Here is a 22793-nt window from a genome sequence, read left to right on the forward strand (position 1 = left end):
CAGAAATGTTTATTCTTCTTAGCGTTGGCATGATGATCGCGATGATGGTTTCCGCCGTCGTCATGATGATCGAAGAAAACAAAAAGCGGGAAGCCAAAGTAAAGACATCCCGCTTCGGTATTTATCCTATGAATGGCCGCATCGACCGCCAGCGGTTCTAACTTTCGTCAGAACCGCTCTCTGGGGCTGATGTATCTGCCTCACCGTCGATAGGCGCAACTACCTCAAGTTCTTCGTCTTCGCTGTCGGTTTCTGAAATCCGCTCGACCGAAACAACCTTCTCGCCATCCGCAGTATTGAAGATCGTCACGCCCTTCGTGGAGCGTCCCGCGAGGCGAATACCGTTCACCGGCACACGGATCAGCTGACCACGATCAGAAACAAGCAGTATCTGATCCGAAGCTTCGACCGGGAACAGCGATACCAGCTTGCCGATTTCATCAGTCTTTGATGTATCCGTTGCGCGGATGCCCTTGCCGCCGCGTCCTGAAACGCGGAACTCGTAGGACGAAGAGCGCTTGCCATAGCCAAATTCGCTGACGGTCAGAACCGTTTGTTCGCGATCACGCAACTCGCCATAGCGTTCCGGACCAAGATCCGTCACATCCGTAGCCTCTTCGCCGACCAATGCGATTTCCTCGACATCATCTGCGCCCTGCGCACGCCGCTCTGCAGCGGCCTGCTTCAGATAAGCTGTCCGTTCGGCAGGCGTCGCTTCGACATGACCAAGAATAGCCATCGAAATGATCGTATCGCCGGGCGCCAATGTGATGCCACGCACGCCGATGGAATTGCGGCCAGCAAAGACGCGCACATCGGTAACCGGGAAGCGAATACACTGGCCGCCGGCTGCTGTCAGAAGCACATCGTCAAATTCATCGCATGTATCGACGCCGAGGATTTCATCGCCCTCTTCTTCGAGCTTCATGGCGATCTTGCCATTGCGATTGACCTGAACGAAGTCAGAAAGCTTATTCCGGCGCACGGTGCCGCGCGTCGTTGCAAACATCACATCGAGATTTGCCCAGCTTGCCTCATCCTCAGGCAACGGCATGATCGTGGTGATGCGTTCGCCCTGTTCGAGCGGCAGCATGTTGATCAGCGCCTTGCCGCGTGATTGCGGTGTGCCAATCGGCAGACGCCAGACCTTTTCCTTATAAACAATACCGCGCGAGGAGAAGAACAGCATCGGCGTGTGGGTATTGGCCACAAACAACCTTGTGACGAAATCCTCGTCCTTCATGGTCACGCCCGAACGGCCCTTGCCGCCACGACGCTGTGCGCGATAGGTCGTCAGTGGAACGCGCTTGATATAACCCGCATGGCTGACAGTCACGACCATATCTTCGCGGGCGATCAGGTCTTCATCGTCCATATCAGCACCGCCATCGGTCAATTCCGTGCGGCGTGGTGTGCCGAATTCGTCGCGAATAGCGGCAAGTTCGTCCTTGACGATGGTCATGATGCGCAGGCGCGACGCCAGAATTTCGAGATAATCCTTGATCTCGACGCCGATCTTATTGAGCTCGTCGGCGATTTCATCGCGTCCAAGCGCCGTCAGACGCTGCAGACGCAGGTCAAGAATGGCGCGGGCCTGCTCTTCCGACAGATTGTAGGTATTGTCATCATTGAGCGTGTGCCGCGGATCAGCAATCAGCGTGATCAGCGGAGCCACATCATTGGCTGGCCAGCGACGCTCCATCAACTGGTCACGCGCCGTCGCTGGGTCCGGAGCCCGACGGATCAGCGCAATGATTTCGTCAATATTGGCAACGGCAATCGCCAGACCAACCAAGACATGCGCGCGGTCACGCGCCTTGCGCAGCAGGAACTTTGTGCGGCGACTGACAACTTCCTCGCGGAAGGCGACAAACGCGCGCAAAATATCCATCAGGTTCAGAAGGCCGGGCTTACCACCATTGAGTGCCACCATATTGGCACCGAATGACGATTGCAGGGGCGTGAAGCGATAAAGCTGATTGATGATAACGTCAGCAACCGCATCACGCTTCAATTCCACGACAACGCGGTAACCGTCACGATCAGACTCATCGCGAATGTCCGAAATGCCCTCAATACGCTTTTCGCGCACCAGATCGGCCATCTTTTCGATCATCGTCGCCTTATTAACCTGATAAGGCACTTCGGTGATAATAATGGCTTCGCGGTCGCCGCGCATGCTCTCGACAGCAACCTTGCCGCGCATCAGGATCGAACCACGACCGGTACTATAGGCCGAATGGATACCCGAACGGCCTAGAACGATACCGCCTGTCGGGAAATCCGGTCCGGGAATGATTTCCATCAGTTCCGGCAGGTCAATCGCCGGATTGTCGATCAGGGCAATACAGCCATTGATGACTTCAGCAAGATTGTGCGGAGGAATGTTGGTGGCCATACCGACGGCGATACCACCGGAGCCATTGACCAGAAGGTTCGGAAAGCGCGCAGGAAGAACCACCGGCTCCTGCTCACGGCCATCGTAATTGTCCTGAAAATCGACGGTTTCCTTGTCAATATCTTCAAGGAGTGACTCCGTAACCTTCTCAAGACGGCACTCGGTGTAACGCATCGCGGCGGGAGAATCGCCATCGATGGAACCAAAATTGCCCTGTCCATCAACAAGCGGATCGCGCAGCGACCAGTCCTGCGCCATGCGAACCAGCGCATCATAGATCGAAGCATCGCCATGCGGGTGGAATTTACCCATGACTTCACCGACGACACCGGCAGACTTACGATAGGACCTGTTCCAGGACAGACCCATTTCGTTCATCGCATGCAGGATACGCCGATGCACCGGCTTCAAACCGTCACGCACGTCAGGCAATGCACGGCTGACAATCACGCTCATGGCATAGGAGAGATAGGAGCTTTGCATCTCCTCGATAATGGAAATCGGCTCGATACCGAAATTTCCGCCTGGTTTATCGTCTTCTGGGCCGGATGGTGGGGTTAGTTCAGACACGAGGCACTCATCTTTCGTATAGAATCAATCTTCATCTTATAGCGGCTTTTCAACGCAAAAGCCAACCAACGGCACCGCAATGCACAGTTGAAAACCCTTTGTTTTCAATAGGATACAACAGTTCATTTCAATCAGTGAAAAACTTGGTTGCAAAATCTCAACTTTATCGACGCTTCACCGCGAATCCGGTACTGTTCATCAGCTTCAATCAGAGAAGAAAAGCAAAATCGTGGCGCTTTATGACACCCTGCTCAATGCGCTCGTTACCTTGATGGTGACGATCGATCCACCGGGACTGGCGCCGCTCTTTCTGGCGTTGACACGGGGCATGAATCGCAAGGAGCGTGGTCAGGTCGCCTTGCGCGCCAGCATCACTGCTTTCATCGTCCTGACGATTTTCGCTGTCGCCGGTGCGCAGATATTGGCGCTGTTTGGCATCACCATCGGTGCCTTCCGTATTGCGGGTGGCCTGCTCCTGTTCTGGATCGCGTTCGAAATGATCTTCGAGAAGCGACAGGAGCGTCACGAGAAGAGCGCCACGATTGCCATCACCAAGGATCATATCCGCAATATCGCTGCTTTTCCGCTGGCCATTCCGCTGATTGCCGGTCCCGGCGCTATCTCGGCAACAATCCTGCTTGCCGGCACCTTGTCCGAGCCGGTATCGCGCCTTGCGCTGATTGGTATCATTCTGATCTGTATCGCTGCGTCCTACCTCGTATTTTTCCTTGCTGAGCGCGTTGACCGGTTTTTGGGTGAAACTGGCCGTTCGATCCTCACACGCCTTCTGGGCGTCATCCTTGCGGCGCTGGCGGTGCAATTCGTGGCGGATGGTATCAAGACCTTCATCACCACCTGATTATTTGAGATGATCTTCCTCTGCCGCATCCTTCTGCGTGATCAGTCGCGCGCTGCGCGCACCGCTGACTGAAATCCACAACCAACTCATGGCTACGGCAAGACGATTGCGCACGCCGATCAGAAAGTAGATGTGCGCCAGTCCCCATAACCACCAGGCGACATACCCCTTAAGCTTGATAAAGCCAAAATCCGTAACTGCCGCGCGCTTGCCGATCGTTGCAAGATCACCCGCATGGCGATAGCGGAAGGGCCTTGGCGTATTATCGCCCGCCAGTCTTGCCTTGATGGTCTTTGCGACATGAATGCCCTGCTGTTTGGCCGCAGGCGCAATACCGGGAACCATGCCCTTGTCGCCATTCTTGACGGTCGCCGTATCGCCGATGACAAAAATATCCGGATGACCGGGTGCCGTCAGATCATCATTGACAACAACACGCCCTGCCCGGTCTGCCGATACGTCGAGCCATTTTGCCGCCGGAGACGCCTGAACGCCCGCAGCCCAGATGATGGTCGCAGCACCCACAAATTTACCGGCATATTCCACACCATCGGCAGTACATTTCATCACCGGATTGCCCAGATGCACCTGCACGCCAAGCTTTTCCAGCGCCCGCTGCGCATAGGCAGACAGATCAGGCGCGAAAGCGCCGAGCACCCGGTCTCCGCCTTCGATCAGGATCACCTTTGCCGTGGCAGGATCGATGACCCTGAACTCACCTTTCAGCGTATCGCGGGCAAGATCAGCAATCGTTCCGGCGACTTCAACGCCTGTCGGTCCCGCGCCGATGATCACGAATGTCAGCAAAGCCTCGCGGCGCTTCGGATCAGGCTCGCGTTCAGCCTTTTCAAAGGCGGTCAGAATACGTCTGCGGATCGTGGTGGCATCTTCAAGCGTCTTGAGACCGGGGGCAAATGGCTCCCAATCATCATGGCCGAAATAGGCATGGCGCGCGCCTGTTGCCAGCACCAACGTGTCGTAGGGAATAACCTCGCCATCCGCTGTTGAAATGGTCCGCGCATTTGTATCAACACTTTTAACAGTGCCAAGCAATGTCTTGATATTGCTGTATTTACGCAGGAGATGCCGGATAGGCCAAGCAATTTCCGATGTGGCCAGTGTCGATGTCGCAACCTGATAAAGCAAAGGCTGGAAAAGGTGGTGGTTGCGCTGATCGACAACAGTGACGTCGACATCAGCATTGCGCAAGGAATTGGCCGCTTCCAGTCCCCCGAATCCCGCCCCGACAATGACCACCCGGCGCGGGGTGTTCGAGGGCTTCGCAGTATCTGTCATATCAGGCTCCTTGAGCAAAAGCCTCCCTGTTCCTTTAGAGCATCTAACACGCCGAGCGAAAAGGTCAAAACGGCTGGCTTACCGCCGTCAGTGCAGCCCAGCGGCCCGGTGTGATGCCAAAAGCTTTCTTGAACTGCCGGTTGAGATGACTTTGATCGGAAAAACCCGTTTCCGCTGCAATTTCCGCCAGCGGCACACCAATTTTCATCAGATCCTTTGCCCGCTGAAGGCGGCGCATCAACAGGAACCGATGCGGACTTGTGGCATAGAGCGTCCGAAAATGCCGCGATAACGCGTAACGATCAAGACCGCTGACCGTTTTCAGCTCCTGTGAACGCACCACGCGCAAGGCATTGTCAGCCAGATAGTCACGTGCCATCCCCGCCTGCCTCACTGCTGGTTTGCCCATCGGCTTCAATGGCTGCCCGGCATGCCGGGACAATCCCTGCGCCAACTGTGCGACGATATCATCAGCCAGCAGCTCATCCATTTCCTCGTCCAGATTGTTGAAAGCCATTGAAATGGCCTGAACAAGCGGCGCATCGGCAAAGACCGGATCGCTGATAAAAGGCAATGACCCTCGATTGCCGCCAAGTGCCTCTATTGCCAGCGCGGGTTCGAGATAGATAATCCGGTAACGCAGGCCATCATCCGTGCCAGCACCGCCATCATGCACTTCATCAGGGTGCAAAACCAGAATATTGCCGGGAAGGCTTTGCCGCTTTTCGCCGCGATATTGAAATGTCTGCACGCCATGCAGCGTCAGGCCAATGGCATAGGTATCATGCCGGTGCGGCTCAAACGCATCGCCGGTAAAGCGCGCTTCCATACGTTCAAGGCCCGGATTGGAAGGCGCCGACAGAATCGCATCGCGCACCGGACGTTCGCACAAACGTCCAAGACCGCGCAGCGCTTCCTCTCTTAGATTTTCCGGCATCCGCATTCCCGACCCATGACTGGAGACCTAGATTTGGTGTTTGATACGAAAATTGCAATTGTTGTGCGCGATGATTTAGCGACGTGGCAGAAACTCAACGTGTCCTCATTCCTGACCGGTGGCCTTGTTGCGCAAACCTCTGGTTTGATCGGTGAGCCCTATATAGATCGTGCTGGCAATCATTATCACGCTCTGCCCATCCAGCCCATTATCATACTGACGGCAAATCAGGTCACCCTGTCGGCGATCCATCGCCGCTCACTGGAGCGCGAGGTCAAATCCTGTCTCTATGTCGAGGAAATGTTTGCAACCGGCTATGACCAGCTCAATCGGGCGACATTTGCCCGGTTTGCGCCTGATGATGCCAAAGTTGTCGGCATTGCGCTGCGGGCGGAAAAGAAGATTGTCGACAAGATCACCAAGGGTGCAAAAATGCATCCATGAGCCTACCAACCTGATACGAGCGCAAACACAACGAGATAACGCACCGTCTTGGCAATCGCGACCAGCAGGACAAAACTCCATATTGGTTCGCGCAAGACGCCCGCAATCACTGTCAGCGGATCGCCAATGATCGGCACCCAGCTCAAAAGCAGCGTCCACTTGCCATAGCGCTGATACCAGCGCGTGGCACGGTCCAGTTGCGCCTCGCTTGCCGGGAACCATTTTCTGTTGCGAAACTGTTCAATCCCACGCCCAAGCAGCCAGTTGACCATGGAACCAAGGACATTGCCCACGCTTGCAACGGCAATCAAAGCGGATGCCGGATAGGAATGGCTAAGAAGTAACCCCGCAAGCAGCGCTTCCGATTGCATGGGTAAAATGGTTGCGGCCGCAAAAGCGGCCGCGAACAATCCGGCATAAACACCAAAATCAAGCATGATCAGGCAATAACCGGCAACTGATTACAAAACTGGATCAGAACGGAATCTCGTCATCGAGATCACGCGAGAAATTACCGCCTGCATTGTTGCCGCCGCCGCTATTGCTTGACGAGGACGCGCTGGAACGGCCGAAATCGGAACCATAATCACCATTATCGGAAACCTGGCCACGGCTCGAATTATCAAAAGAACGCCCGCCGCCGGAACCGGCACCCTCACCGCGTGAATCGAGCATCTGCAATTCGCCGCGGAACTTCTGCAGAACGATTTCCGTCGTGTAGCGCTCATTGCCGGTCTGGTCCTGCCATTTGCGCGTCTGCAAGGAGCCCTCAATATAGACCTTCATGCCTTTTTTCAGATACTGCTCGGCAACCTTGGTCAGATTATCGTTGAAAATAACGATATTATGCCATTCGGTTTTTTCCTTGCGTTCGCCGCTGTTCTTGTCGCGCCAGCTTTCTGACGTGGCAAGGCTGAAACTGACAACAGGATCACCTGAACCCATTTTCCGAACTTCCGGGTCCTTGCCCAGATTGCCTACCAAAATCACCTTGTTGACACTGCCGGCCATAAAAATACTCCACAAAATTAGCTTTTCGATTTTGCGCCATCATACAGAAGCCGCGCACCCGGCGGGTAACTGTCTGGCTCTATCCACAAAATACTGCTCAAATCCCGCATCCAACTGCCGTGAAACGCATGGCTGGATGAACTGGCAACTGACATTCTCCTGACAAATCTGTCAGGAGCCTTGCCCTCGTGCCGTTTCACCGGTGCAACTTTCCTGCGCTTGTCTGGTTTATCAGACGCGGAACCAACAGGTTTTGCGCTGATTTCACCTTGCCTGCAATATTTGTTCTTTTTTTGTTCTATCACTTGCTCTATGGATGTCAACATGGCTATGGTGATTCCAACTCAGGTACAGCCTCGTAATTTGCAGGAAACTTTCTAAATAAGGGAAAGACTCCGGCCAGCGAGCCAGTTCCTCCCCCATAACGGCGTGACAGTCATGAGCGATCAGAAATTTATATCCATTCGTGGTGCCCGCGAACACAATTTGAAGAATGTCGACCTCGACCTGCCGCGCGACAAGCTTATTGTCATGACGGGCCTGTCCGGTTCGGGCAAATCGTCCCTCGCATTTGATACGATCTATGCGGAAGGCCAACGGCGTTATGTCGAGAGTCTGTCGGCCTATGCCCGGCAGTTTCTGGAGATGATGCAAAAGCCCGATGTCGATCAGATTGACGGACTTTCACCAGCTATTTCCATTGAGCAGAAGACGACGAGCCGCAATCCGCGTTCCACGGTCGGCACTGTCACGGAAATCTACGATTATCTGCGTCTGCTCTATGCGCGTGTCGGCATTCCCTATTCACCTGCAACGGGCCTGCCAATTGAAAGCCAGACCGTCAGCCAGATGGTTGACCGCGTTCTGGCGCAGGATGAGGGCACGCGGCTGTTTATTCTCGCGCCAATTGTCCGCGGTCGCAAAGGCGAATACCGCAAGGAATTGGCCGATCTGCAGAAGCGCGGCTTCCAGCGCGTAAAAGTTGACGGCATATTCTACGAAATTGCCGATGTTCCGGCGCTGGACAAGAAATACAAGCATGACATTGATGTGGTGGTCGACCGCGTTGTCGTGCGTTCGGATATTTCGGCTCGTCTGGCTGACAGTCTCGAAACAGCGCTGAAGCTTGCCGATGGCATTGCTCTGGCGGAATTTGCCGACAAGCCGCTTCCATCTGATGAAACATCTGGTGAATCCGCGAATAAATCCAAGAACGAGACACATGAGCGTCTGATGTTCTCGGAAAAGTTTGCCTGTCCGGTTTCGGGTTTCACCATTGCCGAAATTGAGCCGCGCCTGTTCTCGTTCAACAATCCGTTTGGTGCATGTCCGACCTGCGATGGCCTTGGCACCCAGAAGGCAATTGATCCCAGTCTGATCGTCCCGGATGGAAGCCTTACTTTAAAGGGTGGCGCTATTGCACCTTGGTCGAAATCGAGCTCGCCCTATTACAACCAGACATTGGAAGCATTGGGCGGCAGCTACGGCTTCAAACTCGCTGACCGCTGGCGCGATATCAATGAAGAGGCACAGAACGCCATCCTTTACGGCACCGGCAGCCGCGAAGTTCATTTCTCCTATGATGACGGCCTGCGTTCCTACAAGACAACAAAGCCTTTCGAAGGCGTCATTCCCAATCTGGAACGGCGCTGGAAGGAAACAGATTCGGCTTGGTCGCGTGAAGAGATTGAGCGCTTCATGTCCGGCACCCCCTGCCCGGCCTGCGGCGGTTATCGCCTGAAGCCGGAAGCGCTGGCCGTCAAGATCGGCGGTCTGCACATTGGTCAGATTACCGAAAAGTCGATCCGCCATGCCGACGCCTGGTTCAGCGATATCGATAAAAGCTTCAACGACAAGCAGACCGAAATTGCCGCGCGTATCCTCAAGGAAATTCGCGAGCGTTTGCGCTTCCTCAATGATGTCGGCCTCGATTATCTGGCACTGTCGCGCAACTCAGGCACGCTATCCGGTGGTGAGAGCCAGCGCATTCGTCTGGCATCGCAGATCGGTTCCGGCCTCACTGGCGTGCTGTATGTTCTCGACGAGCCATCCATCGGTCTGCATCAGCGCGATAATGAGCAGCTTTTGAAGACGCTGCGCCATTTGCGCGATCTCGGCAATACGGTCATCGTCGTCGAACATGACGAAGATGCGATCCTGACCGCCGATTATGTGGTTGATATTGGTCCAGCTGCCGGTATTCACGGCGGCGAGATCATCGCGGCGGGCACGCCTGCCGATATTATGGCAAGTCCGAAATCACTGACAGGCAAGTATCTGTCCGGTGCGATTGAGGTGGCCGTACCTGCGGAGCGGCGCAAGCTGAACAAAAAGCGCATCAAGATCGTCGGCGCGCGCGGCAATAATCTGAAAAACGTTTCCGCGGAAATTCCGCTTGGCACCTTTACCGCAGTGACGGGTGTATCCGGTGGTGGCAAGTCGACATTCCTGATCGAGACCCTGTTCAAGTCGGCCTCGCGCCGCATTATGGGTTCGCGCGAACAACCGGCGGAACATGACCGGATTGATGGTCTGGAATTCCTCGACAAGGTTATCGATATCGACCAATCGCCGATTGGCCGCACGCCGCGTTCCAATCCCGCGACCTATACGGGTGCGTTCACGCCGATCCGTGACTGGTTTGCCGGTCTGCCGGAAGCCAAGGCACGCGGCTACCAGCCGGGACGCTTCTCATTTAACGTCAAGGGCGGGCGCTGTGAGGCCTGTCAGGGCGATGGCGTGATCAAGATCGAGATGCACTTTCTGCCCGATGTCTATGTTACCTGTGATGTCTGCCACGGCAAACGGTATAACCGCGAAACATTGGAAGTGCTGTTTAAAGGCAAATCCATTGCCGATGTGCTCGATATGACTGTTGAGGAAGGCGCCGAGTTCTTTGCCGCTGTTCCCGCCGTGCGTGACAAGTTGCAGACACTGGCAAAGGTGGGGCTTGGCTATATTCACGTCGGCCAGCAGGCCAATACCCTGTCGGGTGGTGAGGCACAGCGCATCAAGCTTGCCAAGGAACTGTCGCGCAAGGCAACGGGGCGCACGCTCTACATCCTTGACGAGCCGACAACCGGCTTGCATTTCCATGACGTAGCAAAACTTCTTGAAGTGCTGCATGAGCTTGTGGACCAAGGCAATACGGTCGTGGTTATCGAGCACAATCTTGAAGTCATCAAGACAGCCGACTGGGTCATTGATCTTGGACCGGAAGGTGGTGATGGCGGCGGTGAGATTGTTGCTGTCGGACGACCCGAAGAGATCGTGGAGGAGCCACGCTCCTATACCGGCAAATTCCTGAAAGAACTTTTACAACGCCGTCCCGGTAACAGGGCGCAGGCTGCGGCGGAATAGTTGACAAACCCGCCGGAGACGGCGGGTTTTGTTTATGGGCTGGAACAAAGACGGATTGACGGGAGGCAACCATCATGACCACAAGCGGGACAATCAGAACAGGGATTGGCGGCTGGATTTTCGAGCCATGGCGCGGCACCTTCTATCCCAAGGGACTGTCGAAGACCAAAGAGCTTGAATATGCCGGTCAGCATTTGAGCACTATCGAGATCAACAGCACCTATTACGGCACGCAAAAGCCGGAAACCTTTGCCAAATGGGCAAGTTCGGTTCCCAACGGCTTCATTTTCTCGGTCAAGGGCAATCGTTTTGTCACCAACCGCCGCGTGCTGGCGGAAGCCGGCGAATCTATGGAACGTTTCATCAAATCCGGTATTGCCGAACTCGCCGACCGATTAGGCCCGCTGCTCTGGCAATTTGCACCGACCAAAAAATTCGATGCTGAGGATTTTGGCGCATTTCTTGATCTTCTGCCTGAGAAGGAAGGTGGTATTCCGCTGCGCCATACGGTTGAGGTACGCCACCCCTCCTTTATCGATCCCGATTTCATTGCGCTTCTGCGCAAAAAGAATGTCGCTGTCGTCTATGCCCATCATTTCGATTATCCTGAAATTGCCGATGTGACGGCGGATTTCGTCTATGCGCGCTTGCAGAAGGGCGATGACGCAGTGGAAACTGCCTACCCCGCCAAGGAGCTTGATCAGTGGGCAGAACGGGCCAAACTTTGGGCCAGAGGGGATGAGCCGGATGATCTGCCGCTGGCAGCGCCAGCAAGCAAACCAGAGAAAAAGCCGAGAGATGTTTTTGTCTACTTCATTCATGAAGGCAAAGTGCGCGCTCCGCAGGCAGCACAGGCACTGAAGGATCGCTTACCTCGTAAGCCTATTGATGCATCACAATTGGCTGCGCTAACGGATAAAATGTATAAGCAAGACGAAAGTGCCGACCAATTCACGCGTAAAATGCGTGATGAAGACCGCTATTGATGTTTTACGTTGATACATCGGTGCTCGTAGCTGCTCTTACAGCTGAAGGGGAAACAAAGAGAGCCCAAAAATGGCTTTCCGAGCAAGCTCCCGGCGAAATTGCAATAAGCAATTGGACAATCACAGAGTTTTCGTCAGCGCTATCGATCAAATTGCGAACAGGGCAACTTGACTTGAAAAACCGAGACGAAGCACTATCGACATTCCACCGCATTGTTACTGAATCATTTAAGCTTTTTCCGGTTTCGAATATACAGTTTTCGCAAGCGGCCAAACTAGCAGATCAACACGACTTGGGGTTACGGGCTGGCGATGCATTACACCTCGCTGTTGTCCTAGATACTGGTACAACAATGTGTACCCTAGATAAACGCTTTGCGTATGCTGCCGATGCCTTGGGAGCAAGAGTTCACCAACCACACTGACTGCTTTATAGGCATTTTGATTATTTTTTAATCACATTGCGTATGACACATATTTTTCTCTGCAAGCACAATGACAGGCAGTTCGAAAAACTCCCTGCGTCAGCATGGGTAAAATCACATTCCTCGAATTAATTCACTTTAGGGGTCGACTTGGCATGCTTCCTGCTTTTTGTTGGGCAAGCGGGCAAGAGGTCCGCCTGCCATACATAGGGAGTTTATTCTCTGATGAAGAAAATTGAAGCCATCATCAAACCATTCAAGCTGGATGAGGTGAAAGAGGCACTGCAGGAAGTGGGGCTTCAGGGCATTACCGTGACTGAAGCCAAGGGCTTCGGACGTCAGAAAGGCCATACGGAACTGTATCGCGGCGCTGAATATGTCGTCGACTTTCTGCCAAAAGTGAAAGTCGAGATCGTTCTGGGCGACGAGTCCGTCGAAGCTGCCATCGAGGCAATCCGCAAGGCCGCTCAAACAGGTCGTATTGGCGACGGCAAGATATTCGTTTCCAATATCGAAGAAGTCGTGCGTATCCGTACCGGCGAATCCGGTATCGACGCAATCTGACCCTGCTATCCCATTTTGCCGGCGCTGTACCCGCCAGCCCATCCGCTATCATCGTCGCTGAACAAGGAAAACTGACATGACGACCGCAAAAGACATTCTCAAACAGATCAAGGACAATGATGTAAAGTTCCTTGACCTTCGCTTCACTGATCCGAAGGGCAAGCTGCAGCATGTGACGATGGACGTTGCCGAAGTTGACGAAGACATGTTCGCCGATGGCGTCATGTTCGACGGCTCCTCCATTGCCGGCTGGAAAGCCATCAATGAATCCGACATGGTTCTCATGCCTGACACTGACACGGTTCATATGGACCCGTTCTTTGCGCAGTCGACCATGGTCATTCTCTGCGACATTCTCGATCCGGTCTCCGGCGAAGCCTATAACCGCGATCCGCGCGGTACAGCCAAGAAGGCCGAAGCCTATATGAAGGCTGAAGGCATCGGCGACACCATTTTCGTTGGTCCAGAAGCTGAATTCTTTGTCTTTGACGACGTCAAGTACAAGGCTGATCCTTACAACACAGGCTTCAAGCTCGATTCAACAGAATTGCCGTCCAACGACGACACCGATTATGAGACCGGCAACCTCGGTCACCGTCCGCGCGTCAAGGGTGGCTATTTCCCGGTTCCTCCTATCGATTCCTGCCAGGACATGCGTTCGGAAATGCTCACGGTTCTTACCGAAATGGGCGTTCGCGTTGAAAAGCATCACCATGAAGTGGCGGCTGCACAGCACGAACTGGGCATCAAATTCGACGCCCTCACCCGCAACGCTGACAAAATGCTGATCTACAAGTACGTCGTGCATCAGGTTGCGAACGCCTATGGCAAAACTGCGACCTTCATGCCAAAGCCAATTTTCGGCGACAATGGTTCGGGCATGCATGTGCACATGTCGATCTGGAAGGAAGGCAAGCCAACCTTCGCTGGTAATGAATATGCCGGTTTGTCTGAAAACTGCCTGTTCTTCATCGGTGGCATCATCAAGCATGCCAAGGCAATCAACGCCTTCACCAACCCGTCGACCAACTCCTACAAGCGTCTGGTCCCCGGTTACGAAGCTCCGGTTCTGCTGGCTTACTCCGCACGCAACCGTTCGGCCTCCTGCCGTATCCCGTTCGGCTCGTCGCCGAAGTCGAAGCGCGTTGAAATCCGCTTCCCTGATCCGACAGCCAACCCATATCTCGGCTTTGCCGCGATGCTGATGGCCGGTCTCGACGGCATCAAGAACAAGATCCACCCCGGCCAGCCAATGGATAAGGACCTTTATGATCTTCCTGCAAAGGAACTCAAGAAGATCCCGACCGTTTGCGGCTCGCTGCGTGAAGCTCTCCAGAGCCTCGACAAGGATCGCGGCTTCCTCAAGGCCGGTGGCGTGTTCGATGACGACCAGATCGACAGCTTCATTGACCTGAAAATGGCAGAAGTGATGCGTTATGAAATGACCCCGCATCCGGTCGAATACGACATGTACTACTCGGTCTGATTAGACCTGTTTGGTATCAAGGAAAACCCCGGGCATGCCCGGGGTTTTATGCTTTTGATCGCAGCGAGACTTGGAATATCGGGGAACAATGTTATATTGTTCTTGGAGTGAGAGGCGAGCTTTCGCCCACCTCTCGTGTCTTAGATTGTGAATCGAACCCGGAGCACGACTTGCCAGCCTGTCCGGGTTCTTTTCACTTCCAGGGTGATGGTCAGTGGTTTACGCCACATCACGTCACCTCCAAGTTCAAAGGCAAGGCCATTGCCATGGTCGGGAGGCCTATCTTCCCGACGCACTGCTGGCTCAGTGCATCCTGCTTTACCCTTGAAACACCGTCACAGATTTAATGCGGCACGAATTCGCATCACGCAATAAACGTGGAGTTGAATCAATAAGATAAAGCAGGTTACTGATAGTTTTAATGGAAATCCTGGCGTGGCGCTTAGGAAGCAGCGACAGCTTCAAGCATTTTGACGGCAGCATTCATCTCGCGCTCGCGGATGGCACGGCGGGCCGCAGCTTCGGCGTCCTCGCCCCACTGTTCGATAGTCCAATCTTCATCCACATGCGCCAAATTCCACGCATTGTCGCCGGAAATTTCACCCTTCGCGACGGCAATAGCCAGAATGGCCGAACCGGTCAGGGTCGTGATTGTATGCAAAGCGGCGATGGCAAAAGCATCCTTGAACTGGCCAAGATGTACACCAAAGGCGGCAAGCGCTTCACGCGGCTGCTCCGCATGCATGACACCTTCTGCGAGGATGAACCGCGCACCGAGTTCCGATGCCGCCCAATCAATAATCGGGTCCCAGAGCTCGGTTTGGCGCGCAACCAGCCGCTCCGGTGAACCGGCACGGTAACAGAGCATATCCGAGGAGGCGAAACGCAGCACATCCTCCAGCACTGCCTGCGGATCATTGACGATGCCGTCAATGGCAGTATTGGCCAGCCGCGTTGCCGGCATTTTAGCCGGATCAATCTCTTTTTCCTGCGCAGCAAACTCATCAGCAATCAGCTGGGCCGCGTCGCGGGTCGGCAATACAAGATTTTGCCGGGCGGGTGTTTTGACGGCTCGACCATCCAGTTCAACGGCAAACAGCCCATCCTGCTCAGCCACGGCTGCAAGTTTATAAAACCGCTTGGGCAAAGGCAGCTTGGACGTTATCTGCGCCCGGCGCACCGGATCTGGATCGGAAAGGCCGTCCTGAGTGTCCAGATTAAAAAGATCGTTGCGCATGATCAAAGTCCGTCTGTTTTGGTCTCAGTGGCTGAAAGCCCGATATAAGTTAAGGCATAGGCCATCACGAGTTGCGGCTATCAAGCCTCAATTGTCTTCGTCGCCATCACGTTCATCGAGGCCAAGAAGATTCCAGGTCTGCACCATATGCGGTGGCAGTGGCGCCGTGACATCAATGATGCCGCTGCCCGACGGATTGGGAACGCGGATGCGGCGCGCATGCAGATGCAGGCGGTTTTGAATGCCACCCGGAAACGACCAGTTGGTATCGGCTTCAAAATATTTCGGATCGCCAATGATAGGGCAGCCAATATGCGCCGCATGAACACGCAGCTGGTGCGTACGCCCCGTATAAGGCTCCATTTCCAGCCAGGTCAGCACTTGGCCCGCCGATTCAATGACGCGGTAATAGGAAACCGCATGATCGGAATCCGGCTCACCGTGCTGGGCCACACGCATGCGGTCGCCATCGGGAGTGGTTTCTTTAACAAGCCACGTGGTGATCTTGTCCTCGCGCTTGCGCGGAATGCCTTTGACGAGGGCCCAATAGGTCTTCTTTGTTTCACGCTCGCGGAAAGCCGCAGTCAGTGCCTGTGCGGCGCCGCGTGTGCGTGCGACCACAAGAACACCCGACGTATCGCGGTCGAGCCGGTGCACGAGCCGGGGTTTTTCACCCTTCTTGTTGCGCCAGGCTTCCAGCATGTCATCCACATGCCTGTTAACGCCGGAGCCGCCCTGCACTGCCAGACCGGCAGGCTTGTTGAACACAAAAACCTTTGGGTCTTCATAGAGCAGCATCTGGGAAAGGACATCGCCATCTTCCCGGCCGCGAATACTCTTGCCGGTCAAATGCTGGCCATCGGCCTTGGCGTCCACCTGCAACGGCGGAATGCGCACCGATTGGCCCGCCTGCAGGCGTGTGTCCGATTTGGCGCGTGAGCCATCAACCCGGATCTGCCCCGACCGCAGCAATTTCTGCAGGTGTCCGAAACCCAAACCCGGATAATGTACCTTGAACCATCGATCAAGGCGCATTTCCGCCTCGCCGGTGTCAACTGTCTTCTGCTCTACCACTGCCATAATTCATACCCTGTCTAATCAGGCATGCGCTTAGCACTAAGCGACCGCTCTTGCGAGCCATAATCCTAAAAACAGCGCACCAATGCTCAATATGACGCTCAGGAGCACATAAATCAGTGCTGAAAACACCTCACCACGTTCCCATAAGAGCGCAACATCAAGCGAGAAAGAGGAAAAGGTGGTGAAGCCACCCATGATACCGACGGCCACAAACAGGCGAAGTTCAGTCGAACCGTCGAAACGTCGCGCCAGAAGCTCGATAAACAGCCCCATCAACAGGCCGCCAACCACGTTCACGGTCAATGTTCCCCAAGGAAAAGCTGCACCCAAAATCCTGGTCATCAGCAGGCCGACGAGATATCGAGCAACCGAACCGATAGCTCCACCTGATGCAACCAGTAATATTGCGTTCACTTTACCTTGCCTCCGGCGGTTTATTCTTTGAAGTCAAATATTTGACTCATCACGGGACGTTAACAGACGTAGAAAAATGTTCCTTGAACAGACGCGGAAGTGACACATCTTTAGAGCATTGAATATTGCAGCGCACAAGCACCTCATGCAGAGTCAAAATTGAGGAATGTGCGCAGAAGCGGGCATAACGAGCGGAGTGGCAAAGTGTCATTGATACAGATCTATTGGAAATCTCTCCAATATCTCGGGGCGGAAAAGCGTGCGACCACGTTTATCTGCCTGGTCAACGTTGCCTTGGCCCTGACAATGCTGTTTGAGCCTGTTCTTGTGGGCCGCGTCATTCAGGCGATTACAGTTAAATCCAATATCTGGCCGCCTCTCAGCCAGCTGGCCGGTGTTGGCCTGTTCCACATCGTTGCCAACGTGCTGGTATCGCGTGAAGCTGACAGGCTTGCGCATCGCCGTAAACTGTCAGTGTTGACGGAAGCCTACAATCGCGTGATCAGTATGCCGCTTGCCTGGCATCATCAGCGCGGCACGTCCAATGCCATGCACACGCTTTTGCGCGCTATTGAAACCCTGTTCAGCCTCTGGCTTGAATTCATGCGCACACATCTTGCAACCGCTGTTGCGCTCGTGGGCCTTGTTCCCATGGCCCTGTCGCAGGACTGGCGTCTGGCATCGGTTCTCGCCGTTCTTGGTGTCGTCTATGTCATCGTCAGCCGCGTTGTAACGGCAAAGACCAAGGATGGTCAGGCACAGGTTGAGCGCCACCATATTCAGGCATTCAGCCACGTGACGGACTCAATGGGCAATATCTCTGTTCTGCAGAGCTATAACCGTATTGATGAAGAAACACGCGCCCTGCAGTCTTATACAAAGCAGTTGCTGGATTCACAGTATCCGGTTCTAAACTGGTGGGCTCTGGCTGCCGGTATCAACCGCATGGCCTCGACAATCTCGATGGTGGTGGTGCTGTTCCTCGGTTCCTATTTCGTCATTCAGAACCAGTTGAATGTTGGACAGGTCGTGGCATTCACCGGTTTTGCTGCCTTGCTGATCAGCCGTCTTGACCAGCTGAGCGCCTTCGTGAACCAGATTTTTGCTGCTCGCGCCAAGCTCGAAGACTTCTATGAGATGGAAGACTCCGCTGCTTATCAGGCTGAGCCAAAGGCTGTGCACGACATCGACAATGTCAGCGGCGAAGTGGAATTCCAGAACGTGTCATTCGATTTTGCCAAATCGACACAGGGTCTGAAGAATGTCTCGTTTAAGGCCAAGGCGGGTCAGACGATCGCTATCGTCGGTCCAACGGGCGCTGGCAAGACAACGCTCATCAACGTGCTCCAGCGCGTTTATGACCCGAAGGAAGGTCGCGTGCTGGTGGATGGCATCGACACACGCACGATCAGCCGCCGTTCGCTGCGCAATGCGATTGCCACGGTGTTCCAGGATGCGGGTATGTTCAACCGCAGCATCGAGGATAATATCCGTGTTGGCCGTCCGAATGCGACCGATGAAGATGTTGCAGCCGCAGCAACTGCTGCCGATGCAAGCGACTTCATCCTGTCAAAATCGGCAGGCTTTGATACGATGGTTGGTGAGCGTGGTTCGCAGCTTTCGGGTGGTGAACGTCAGCGTGTTGCAATTGCCCGCGCTATCCTGAAGGACGCGCCGATCCTCGTGCTTGACGAAGCAACGAGTGCGCTCGACGTTGAAACGGAAGCACGCGTCAAGGTTGCGGTCGACAAGCTGTGCCAGAACCGCACGACATTCATTATTGCGCACCGTCTGTCGACGGTTCGTGATGCCGATCTTGTGCTCTTCATGGACCGTGGCGAAATCGTTGAGTCCGGCAGCTTTGATGAGTTGGCACACCAGAACGGCCGCTTCACTGCACTGCTCAAGGCCGGTGGCCTCAAGTTGGATGATGATACGACCAATGTCACGCCCTTCCCGCGCAAGCCGGAAGCTGCGGCGTAAAACCTTACATAAGCACTTAAAATGCAAAAGGCCGCTTCATCTGAAGCGGCCTTTTTTGTTCATTCTAAAACCGCAGATTTTCTGCCAAATCGGTGGTTCATGGTTCGTGGTTCGTGGTTCGTGGTTCGTGGTTCGACAAGCTCACCATGAGGGAGAGTGAGGATGCAACGCTAATCGCAGAGATTGCAGATCAAAAAGGTTGCAGAACAAAAAGGTTGCAGATCACAAAGGTTGCAGAATATAGCTCCCTTTCATCACCCCTCTCCCTCATGGTGAGCTTGTCGAACCACGAACCCACGAACCACACATCGCCAATTTTGCAGGTGACTACTCACCGCGCTCAACTCTCAGCCGGTTCCAATATTCGATACGTTTGCGGATTTCGCGTTCAAAGCCGCGCTCGGGTGGATTGTAAAAGGTCTGGCGGCCAAGGGCATCAGGAAAATAGTTCTGCCCGGAAAACGCTTCGGGCTGATCATGATCATAGGCATAGCCCTTGCCATAGCCCTCACCCTTCATAAGCTTTGTTGGTGCATTCAGAATGTGTTTGGGCGGCACAAGCGAGCCATTCTCCTTGGCCACCCGCATCGCTGACGCAAACGCCGTATAAACAGCATTCGACTTGGGCGCAGTGGCGAGATAAACGCAAGCCTGCGCCAGAGCCAATTCACCCTCAGGCGAGCCCAGATAATCATAGGCATCTTTGGCAGCGTTGCATATGACCAGAGCCTGCGGATCGGCAAGACCGATATCCTCGCTTGCCATGCGCACGAGACGCCTGCCAATGAACAACGGGTCTTCACCCGCATCAAACATGCGGCAGAGATAATACAGAGCCGCATCAGGATCAGAACCGCGCACTGATTTGTGCAGGGCTGAGATCAGATTGTAATGCCCGTCCTGCCCCTTGTCGTAAACAGGAGCCCGGCGCTGGACGATCTGCTGGACGCGCTCGACATTGAAGATTTCTCCTTCACGCGCCGCGCGCCAGACTTCCTCCGCAAGCGTCAGGATTGCCCGGCCGTCACCATCGGCCATGCGCACGAGGCTCGCCCGTGCTTCCTCATCGAGAGGCAATGGTTTGCCTTCGTGCTCCTCGGCCCGTTGCATCAGCGCTATAAGGCTGGCTTCGTCATGCGGATGAAAGACGAGCACACGCGCCCGCGACAGAAGAGCGGCGTTCAGCTCAAATGATGGGTTCTCCGTCGTAGCACCCACGAGAACAATCGTTCCGTCTTCCATGACTGGCAGAAACGAATCCTGCTGGGCACGATTGAACCGATGAATCTCATCGACGAATAATAATGTCTGGCGACCGGACATTTTTCGCGCCCGTGCCATCTCGAAAACCTTTTTCAGGTCGGCAACACCGGAAAAGATCGCCGATATCTGTTCGAAGGCAAGATTGGTTTCACCTGCAAGCAAACGTGCAACGGTGGTCTTGCCGGTGCCGGGCGGGCCCCAGAAAATCATCGATCCGAGCGAGCCCGACGCGATCATGCGTGTCAGGGCACCTTCGGGTCCGGTCAGGTGTTCCTGACCGGTCACCTCACCGAGAGATCGCGGACGCAAACGGTCGGCGAGCGGCCTGCTCCGGTCCGAAGCCGGATCGTCCTTCGCCGAAAATAGATCCGTCATTGTCCTGCAAGCCTCATCTAGCGAATGATCTGGCGGATGACCGCACCGCCGCGTTCAAACTCGAAGCGCCACAATACGGGCGAACTGGACATCACCGCCGTCAAATCTGCGACCGTGGTAATATCGCGACCGTTGACCTTGCGCACAATATCGCCTGGCTGCAAACCAATACGAGCTGCCGGGGTATCGGGGAAAATCTTCTCGACCGCAACACCTGTGGTGTCGCCCGACAGACGCAGACGCGTCGCACTGCTTGGTGTGAGGGTAATAACCTGCGCTCCGGAAAGCGGGTTCTTGCCTTGAATCACCGCCTTGCTGCTTGGATCATCAGGCCTTGGCTTCTCCAGTACCAGAGAAATCACCTTCTCCTTTGACCTGCTCAGAACGCCAAGCTTCACAGTCTTGCCAATTCCCGCGGTCGACAGGCGATATCCAAGTCCATCAAAATTCTCGATACGGAAATCGTCCACGGACAAAACCACATCACCAACCAGAAGTCCGCCCTTTTCGGCCGGTCCATCCTTGACGACACTGGTTACCAAGGCACCGTAAGGCTGCTTCATTCCAAGACCTTCGGCGACATCAGACGTTACGTTCTGGAACGTCGCGCCAATATATGGGCGTTGGAATGTGTCGCCGCCCTGCTTTGCCGTGTCGACAACGGCGCGCACCATGTTGGAAGGAATGGCAAAACCGATACCGACAGAACCGCCGGAGCGGGAGAAAATCGCTGTATTGATACCGACAAGCTTGCCATCCATGCCGATCAAGGCACCGCCGGAATTGCCGGGATTAATCGCCGCGTCTGTCTGTATGAAGAAGTCAAAATCGGAAATACCAACCCGGGTGCGGGCTTGTGCCGAGACAATGCCGCTCGTCACGGTTTGACCGACACCAAAGGGGTTTCCAATTGCCAGAACCAGATCACCGACCTCAACCTTGTCTGAGTCGGCAAGTTGCAGGACCGGAAACTGCTCATTCGCATCGATCTTCAGAATGGCAAGATCGGTCGATTCATCTTTGAGAAGAACGCGTGATTCAAATTCGCGTCCATCGGATAATGCGATCTTCACTGTTTCCGCATCGCGAATAACGTGGTTATTGGTGACGACGATACCCGTTGGATCAACGATGACACCGGAACCGAGCGACGATTGAATGCGCGGTGGGCCATTGAATTTGCCACCGAAGAACTGCTCGAAGAAAGGATCACCGGAAAAAGGCGAGCGCTGTTGCACTTCGCGTGCCGCGTAAACATTGACGACCGCTCCCGCAGTCTGTTTGACAAGCGGCGCAAAAGACAATTGCGTATCCGCACGGGTTGCCGGGACCTGCTTTGTCGTATCAACAGCCGTTTGCGCGTAAACTGGCGCTGTCATACCGGACATAAGTGCCGTGCAAATAAGAAGCGTCCGTGCTGATAGTGCAATTCTGGAAGAACTCATATCGATCTCCTGTACTGATGAATCAGTAAAGCTTGTCAATCCAATGTGCTGAATTTCATAGGAGATACCAGCCATGAAACAAAGCAAATTTGAGACATGGCGGCTCTCGCCTAAAATACGCGATCACGATTAATCTATCACAGGGGGTTGCGGAAGGCTTCCAACAGAAAAGGGGCCCGTAAGGGCCCCGATCCTTAAATCCAGCAATGCAAAAGCGCAGATTATGCGGCTTCAGCTTCGCTTGCCTGTTCAGCAGCAACGCGGGCCAAATCCTTGGAACCCTTGGCGCTGACATCACGATCAACGAATTCGACCACTGCGAGCGGTGCATTGTCACCGGTGCGGAAGCCTGCCTTCATGATGCGGATGTAGCCGCCATTGCGCTGGCCATAACGCGGAGCAAGCGTGTCAAACAGCTTTGCTACGAGCTTGGCGTCGCGGATTGCCGAGATCGCCTGACGACGAGCATGCAGATCACCGCGCTTGCCGAGTGTGACAAGCTTTTCAACGATTGGACGAATTTCTTTAGCCTTGGGCAGCGTTGTAACGATCTGCTCATGCTCAATCAATGATGCAGCCATATTGGCAAACATCGCCTTACGATGGCTGGCAGTCCGGTTAAGCTTGCGGCCTGAATTACCGTGGCGCATGAGCCTTCTC

The 22793-nt window shown here is 54.5% G+C and carries 20 protein-coding genes; 9 read left to right on the forward strand and 11 right to left on the reverse strand.

From position 1 onward, the window contains the following. Positions 1-5 precede the first annotated feature (5 nt). Positions 6-161: a hypothetical protein gene (locus BLU05_RS26080; protein ID WP_175540493.1), complete on the forward strand. Its 156-nt coding sequence runs from the start codon at positions 6-8 to the stop codon at positions 159-161. On the opposite strand, the gene gyrA is transcribed toward BLU05_RS26080, so the two are convergent. Next, positions 158-2968 (reverse strand): DNA gyrase subunit A, encoded by a 2811-nt coding sequence (gyrA, locus tag BLU05_RS00450; RefSeq protein WP_280139022.1) that lies wholly within the window; start codon positions 2966-2968, stop codon positions 158-160. The two genes, BLU05_RS26080 and gyrA, sit on opposite strands and share 4 nt — an antisense overlap. 229 nt (positions 2969-3197) lie before the next feature. Between gyrA and BLU05_RS00455 the strand changes: the two genes are divergently transcribed. Then, the gene (locus BLU05_RS00455) at positions 3198-3827 is read left to right on the forward strand and encodes a MarC family protein (RefSeq protein ID WP_091876942.1); all 630 of its coding nucleotides are present in this window, start codon (positions 3198-3200) and stop codon (positions 3825-3827) included. Here the strand turns inward: BLU05_RS00455 and BLU05_RS00460 are convergent, their stop codons facing one another. Together BLU05_RS00460 and BLU05_RS00465 are read right to left on the reverse strand one after the other, a co-directional pair. Then, the gene (locus BLU05_RS00460; RefSeq protein ID WP_091878359.1) at positions 3828-5123 is read right to left on the reverse strand and encodes an NAD(P)/FAD-dependent oxidoreductase; all 1296 of its coding nucleotides are present in this window, start codon (positions 5121-5123) and stop codon (positions 3828-3830) included. Positions 5124-5187: 64 nt separating this feature from the next. Continuing rightward, the gene (locus tag BLU05_RS00465; RefSeq protein WP_091876944.1) at positions 5188-6060 is read right to left on the reverse strand and encodes an AraC family transcriptional regulator; all 873 of its coding nucleotides are present in this window, start codon (positions 6058-6060) and stop codon (positions 5188-5190) included. A 36-nt stretch (positions 6061-6096) separates the two neighbouring features. On the opposite strand from BLU05_RS00465, the gene BLU05_RS00470 reads away from it, so the two are divergent. Further along, complete coding sequence (locus BLU05_RS00470) at positions 6097-6504, forward strand: DUF2000 family protein (protein WP_091878360.1); 408 nt, start codon at positions 6097-6099, stop codon at positions 6502-6504. A gap of 2 nt (positions 6505-6506) precedes the next feature. Here BLU05_RS00470 and BLU05_RS00475 read toward each other — a convergent pair whose 3' ends face one another. Together BLU05_RS00475 and ssb are read right to left on the reverse strand one after the other, a co-directional pair. Next, positions 6507-6941, reverse strand: a complete 435-nt coding sequence (locus BLU05_RS00475; RefSeq protein WP_091876946.1) for a YqaA family protein — start codon at positions 6939-6941, stop codon at positions 6507-6509. A gap of 37 nt (positions 6942-6978) precedes the next feature. Next, positions 6979-7515, reverse strand: coding sequence for a single-stranded DNA-binding protein (gene ssb, locus BLU05_RS00480; protein ID WP_091876948.1), 537 nt, complete (start codon positions 7513-7515; stop codon positions 6979-6981). 438 nt (positions 7516-7953) lie between these two features. Here ssb and uvrA point away from each other — a divergent pair, with 438 nt between their 5' ends. From uvrA to glnA, 5 genes are all read left to right on the forward strand, one after another. After that, the gene (gene uvrA / locus BLU05_RS00485) at positions 7954-10875 is read left to right on the forward strand and encodes an excinuclease ABC subunit UvrA (protein ID WP_091876950.1); all 2922 of its coding nucleotides are present in this window, start codon (positions 7954-7956) and stop codon (positions 10873-10875) included. A gap of 74 nt (positions 10876-10949) precedes the next feature. After that, positions 10950-11861 (forward strand): DUF72 domain-containing protein, encoded by a 912-nt coding sequence (locus tag BLU05_RS00490; RefSeq protein ID WP_091876952.1) that lies wholly within the window; start codon positions 10950-10952, stop codon positions 11859-11861. Then, positions 11861-12286 carry a type II toxin-antitoxin system VapC family toxin gene (locus BLU05_RS00495; RefSeq protein ID WP_091876957.1) on the forward strand — a complete coding sequence of 142 codons (426 nt, stop codon included), beginning with the start codon at positions 11861-11863 and terminating at the stop codon, positions 12284-12286. The genes BLU05_RS00490 and BLU05_RS00495 overlap by 1 nt, the downstream gene beginning before the upstream one ends. A 225-nt stretch (positions 12287-12511) precedes the next feature. Beyond that, positions 12512-12850 (forward strand): P-II family nitrogen regulator, encoded by a 339-nt coding sequence (locus tag BLU05_RS00500; RefSeq protein WP_008123000.1) that lies wholly within the window; start codon positions 12512-12514, stop codon positions 12848-12850. A 76-nt stretch (positions 12851-12926) separates the two neighbouring features. Continuing rightward, positions 12927-14336, forward strand: coding sequence for a type I glutamate--ammonia ligase (glnA, locus tag BLU05_RS00505; RefSeq protein WP_091876959.1), 1410 nt, complete (start codon positions 12927-12929; stop codon positions 14334-14336). Between the two features lie 442 nt (positions 14337-14778). Here glnA and BLU05_RS00510 read toward each other — a convergent pair whose 3' ends face one another. From BLU05_RS00510 to crcB, 3 genes are all read right to left on the reverse strand, one after another. After that, a complete protein-coding gene (locus tag BLU05_RS00510; protein WP_091876961.1) occupies positions 14779-15573 on the reverse strand; it encodes an ATP12 family chaperone protein in 795 nt (264 codons plus the stop codon). Between the two features lie 87 nt (positions 15574-15660). Then, the gene (locus BLU05_RS00515; RefSeq protein ID WP_091876963.1) at positions 15661-16653 is read right to left on the reverse strand and encodes an RluA family pseudouridine synthase; all 993 of its coding nucleotides are present in this window, start codon (positions 16651-16653) and stop codon (positions 15661-15663) included. Positions 16654-16689: 36 nt separating this feature from the next. Continuing rightward, on the reverse strand, positions 16690-17067 hold the full coding sequence (crcB, locus tag BLU05_RS00520; RefSeq protein ID WP_091876965.1) for a fluoride efflux transporter CrcB: 378 nt from the start codon (positions 17065-17067) through the stop codon (positions 16690-16692). Between the two features lie 204 nt (positions 17068-17271). Here crcB and BLU05_RS00525 point away from each other — a divergent pair, with 204 nt between their 5' ends. Further along, the gene (locus tag BLU05_RS00525) at positions 17272-19050 is read left to right on the forward strand and encodes a glucan ABC transporter ATP-binding protein/ permease (protein ID WP_091876967.1); all 1779 of its coding nucleotides are present in this window, start codon (positions 17272-17274) and stop codon (positions 19048-19050) included. A gap of 327 nt (positions 19051-19377) precedes the next feature. On the opposite strand, the gene BLU05_RS00530 is transcribed toward BLU05_RS00525, so the two are convergent. The 3 genes from BLU05_RS00530 to rplQ form a co-directional block, all read right to left on the reverse strand. Further along, positions 19378-20688 carry a replication-associated recombination protein A gene (locus BLU05_RS00530; RefSeq protein ID WP_091876969.1) on the reverse strand — a complete coding sequence of 437 codons (1311 nt, stop codon included), beginning with the start codon at positions 20686-20688 and terminating at the stop codon, positions 19378-19380. A gap of 17 nt (positions 20689-20705) precedes the next feature. Further along, positions 20706-22076: a DegQ family serine endoprotease gene (locus tag BLU05_RS00535; RefSeq protein WP_091878362.1), complete on the reverse strand. Its 1371-nt coding sequence runs from the start codon at positions 22074-22076 to the stop codon at positions 20706-20708. A 278-nt stretch (positions 22077-22354) separates the two neighbouring features. Beyond that, positions 22355-22783, reverse strand: coding sequence for a 50S ribosomal protein L17 (gene rplQ / locus BLU05_RS00540; protein WP_091876971.1), 429 nt, complete (start codon positions 22781-22783; stop codon positions 22355-22357). Between the last annotated feature and the right edge of the window lie 10 nt (positions 22784-22793).

Origin of the sequence: Phyllobacterium sp. OV277, from assembly GCF_900104355.1 — a bacterium.
Taxonomy (GTDB): domain Bacteria; phylum Pseudomonadota; class Alphaproteobacteria; order Rhizobiales; family Rhizobiaceae; genus Phyllobacterium.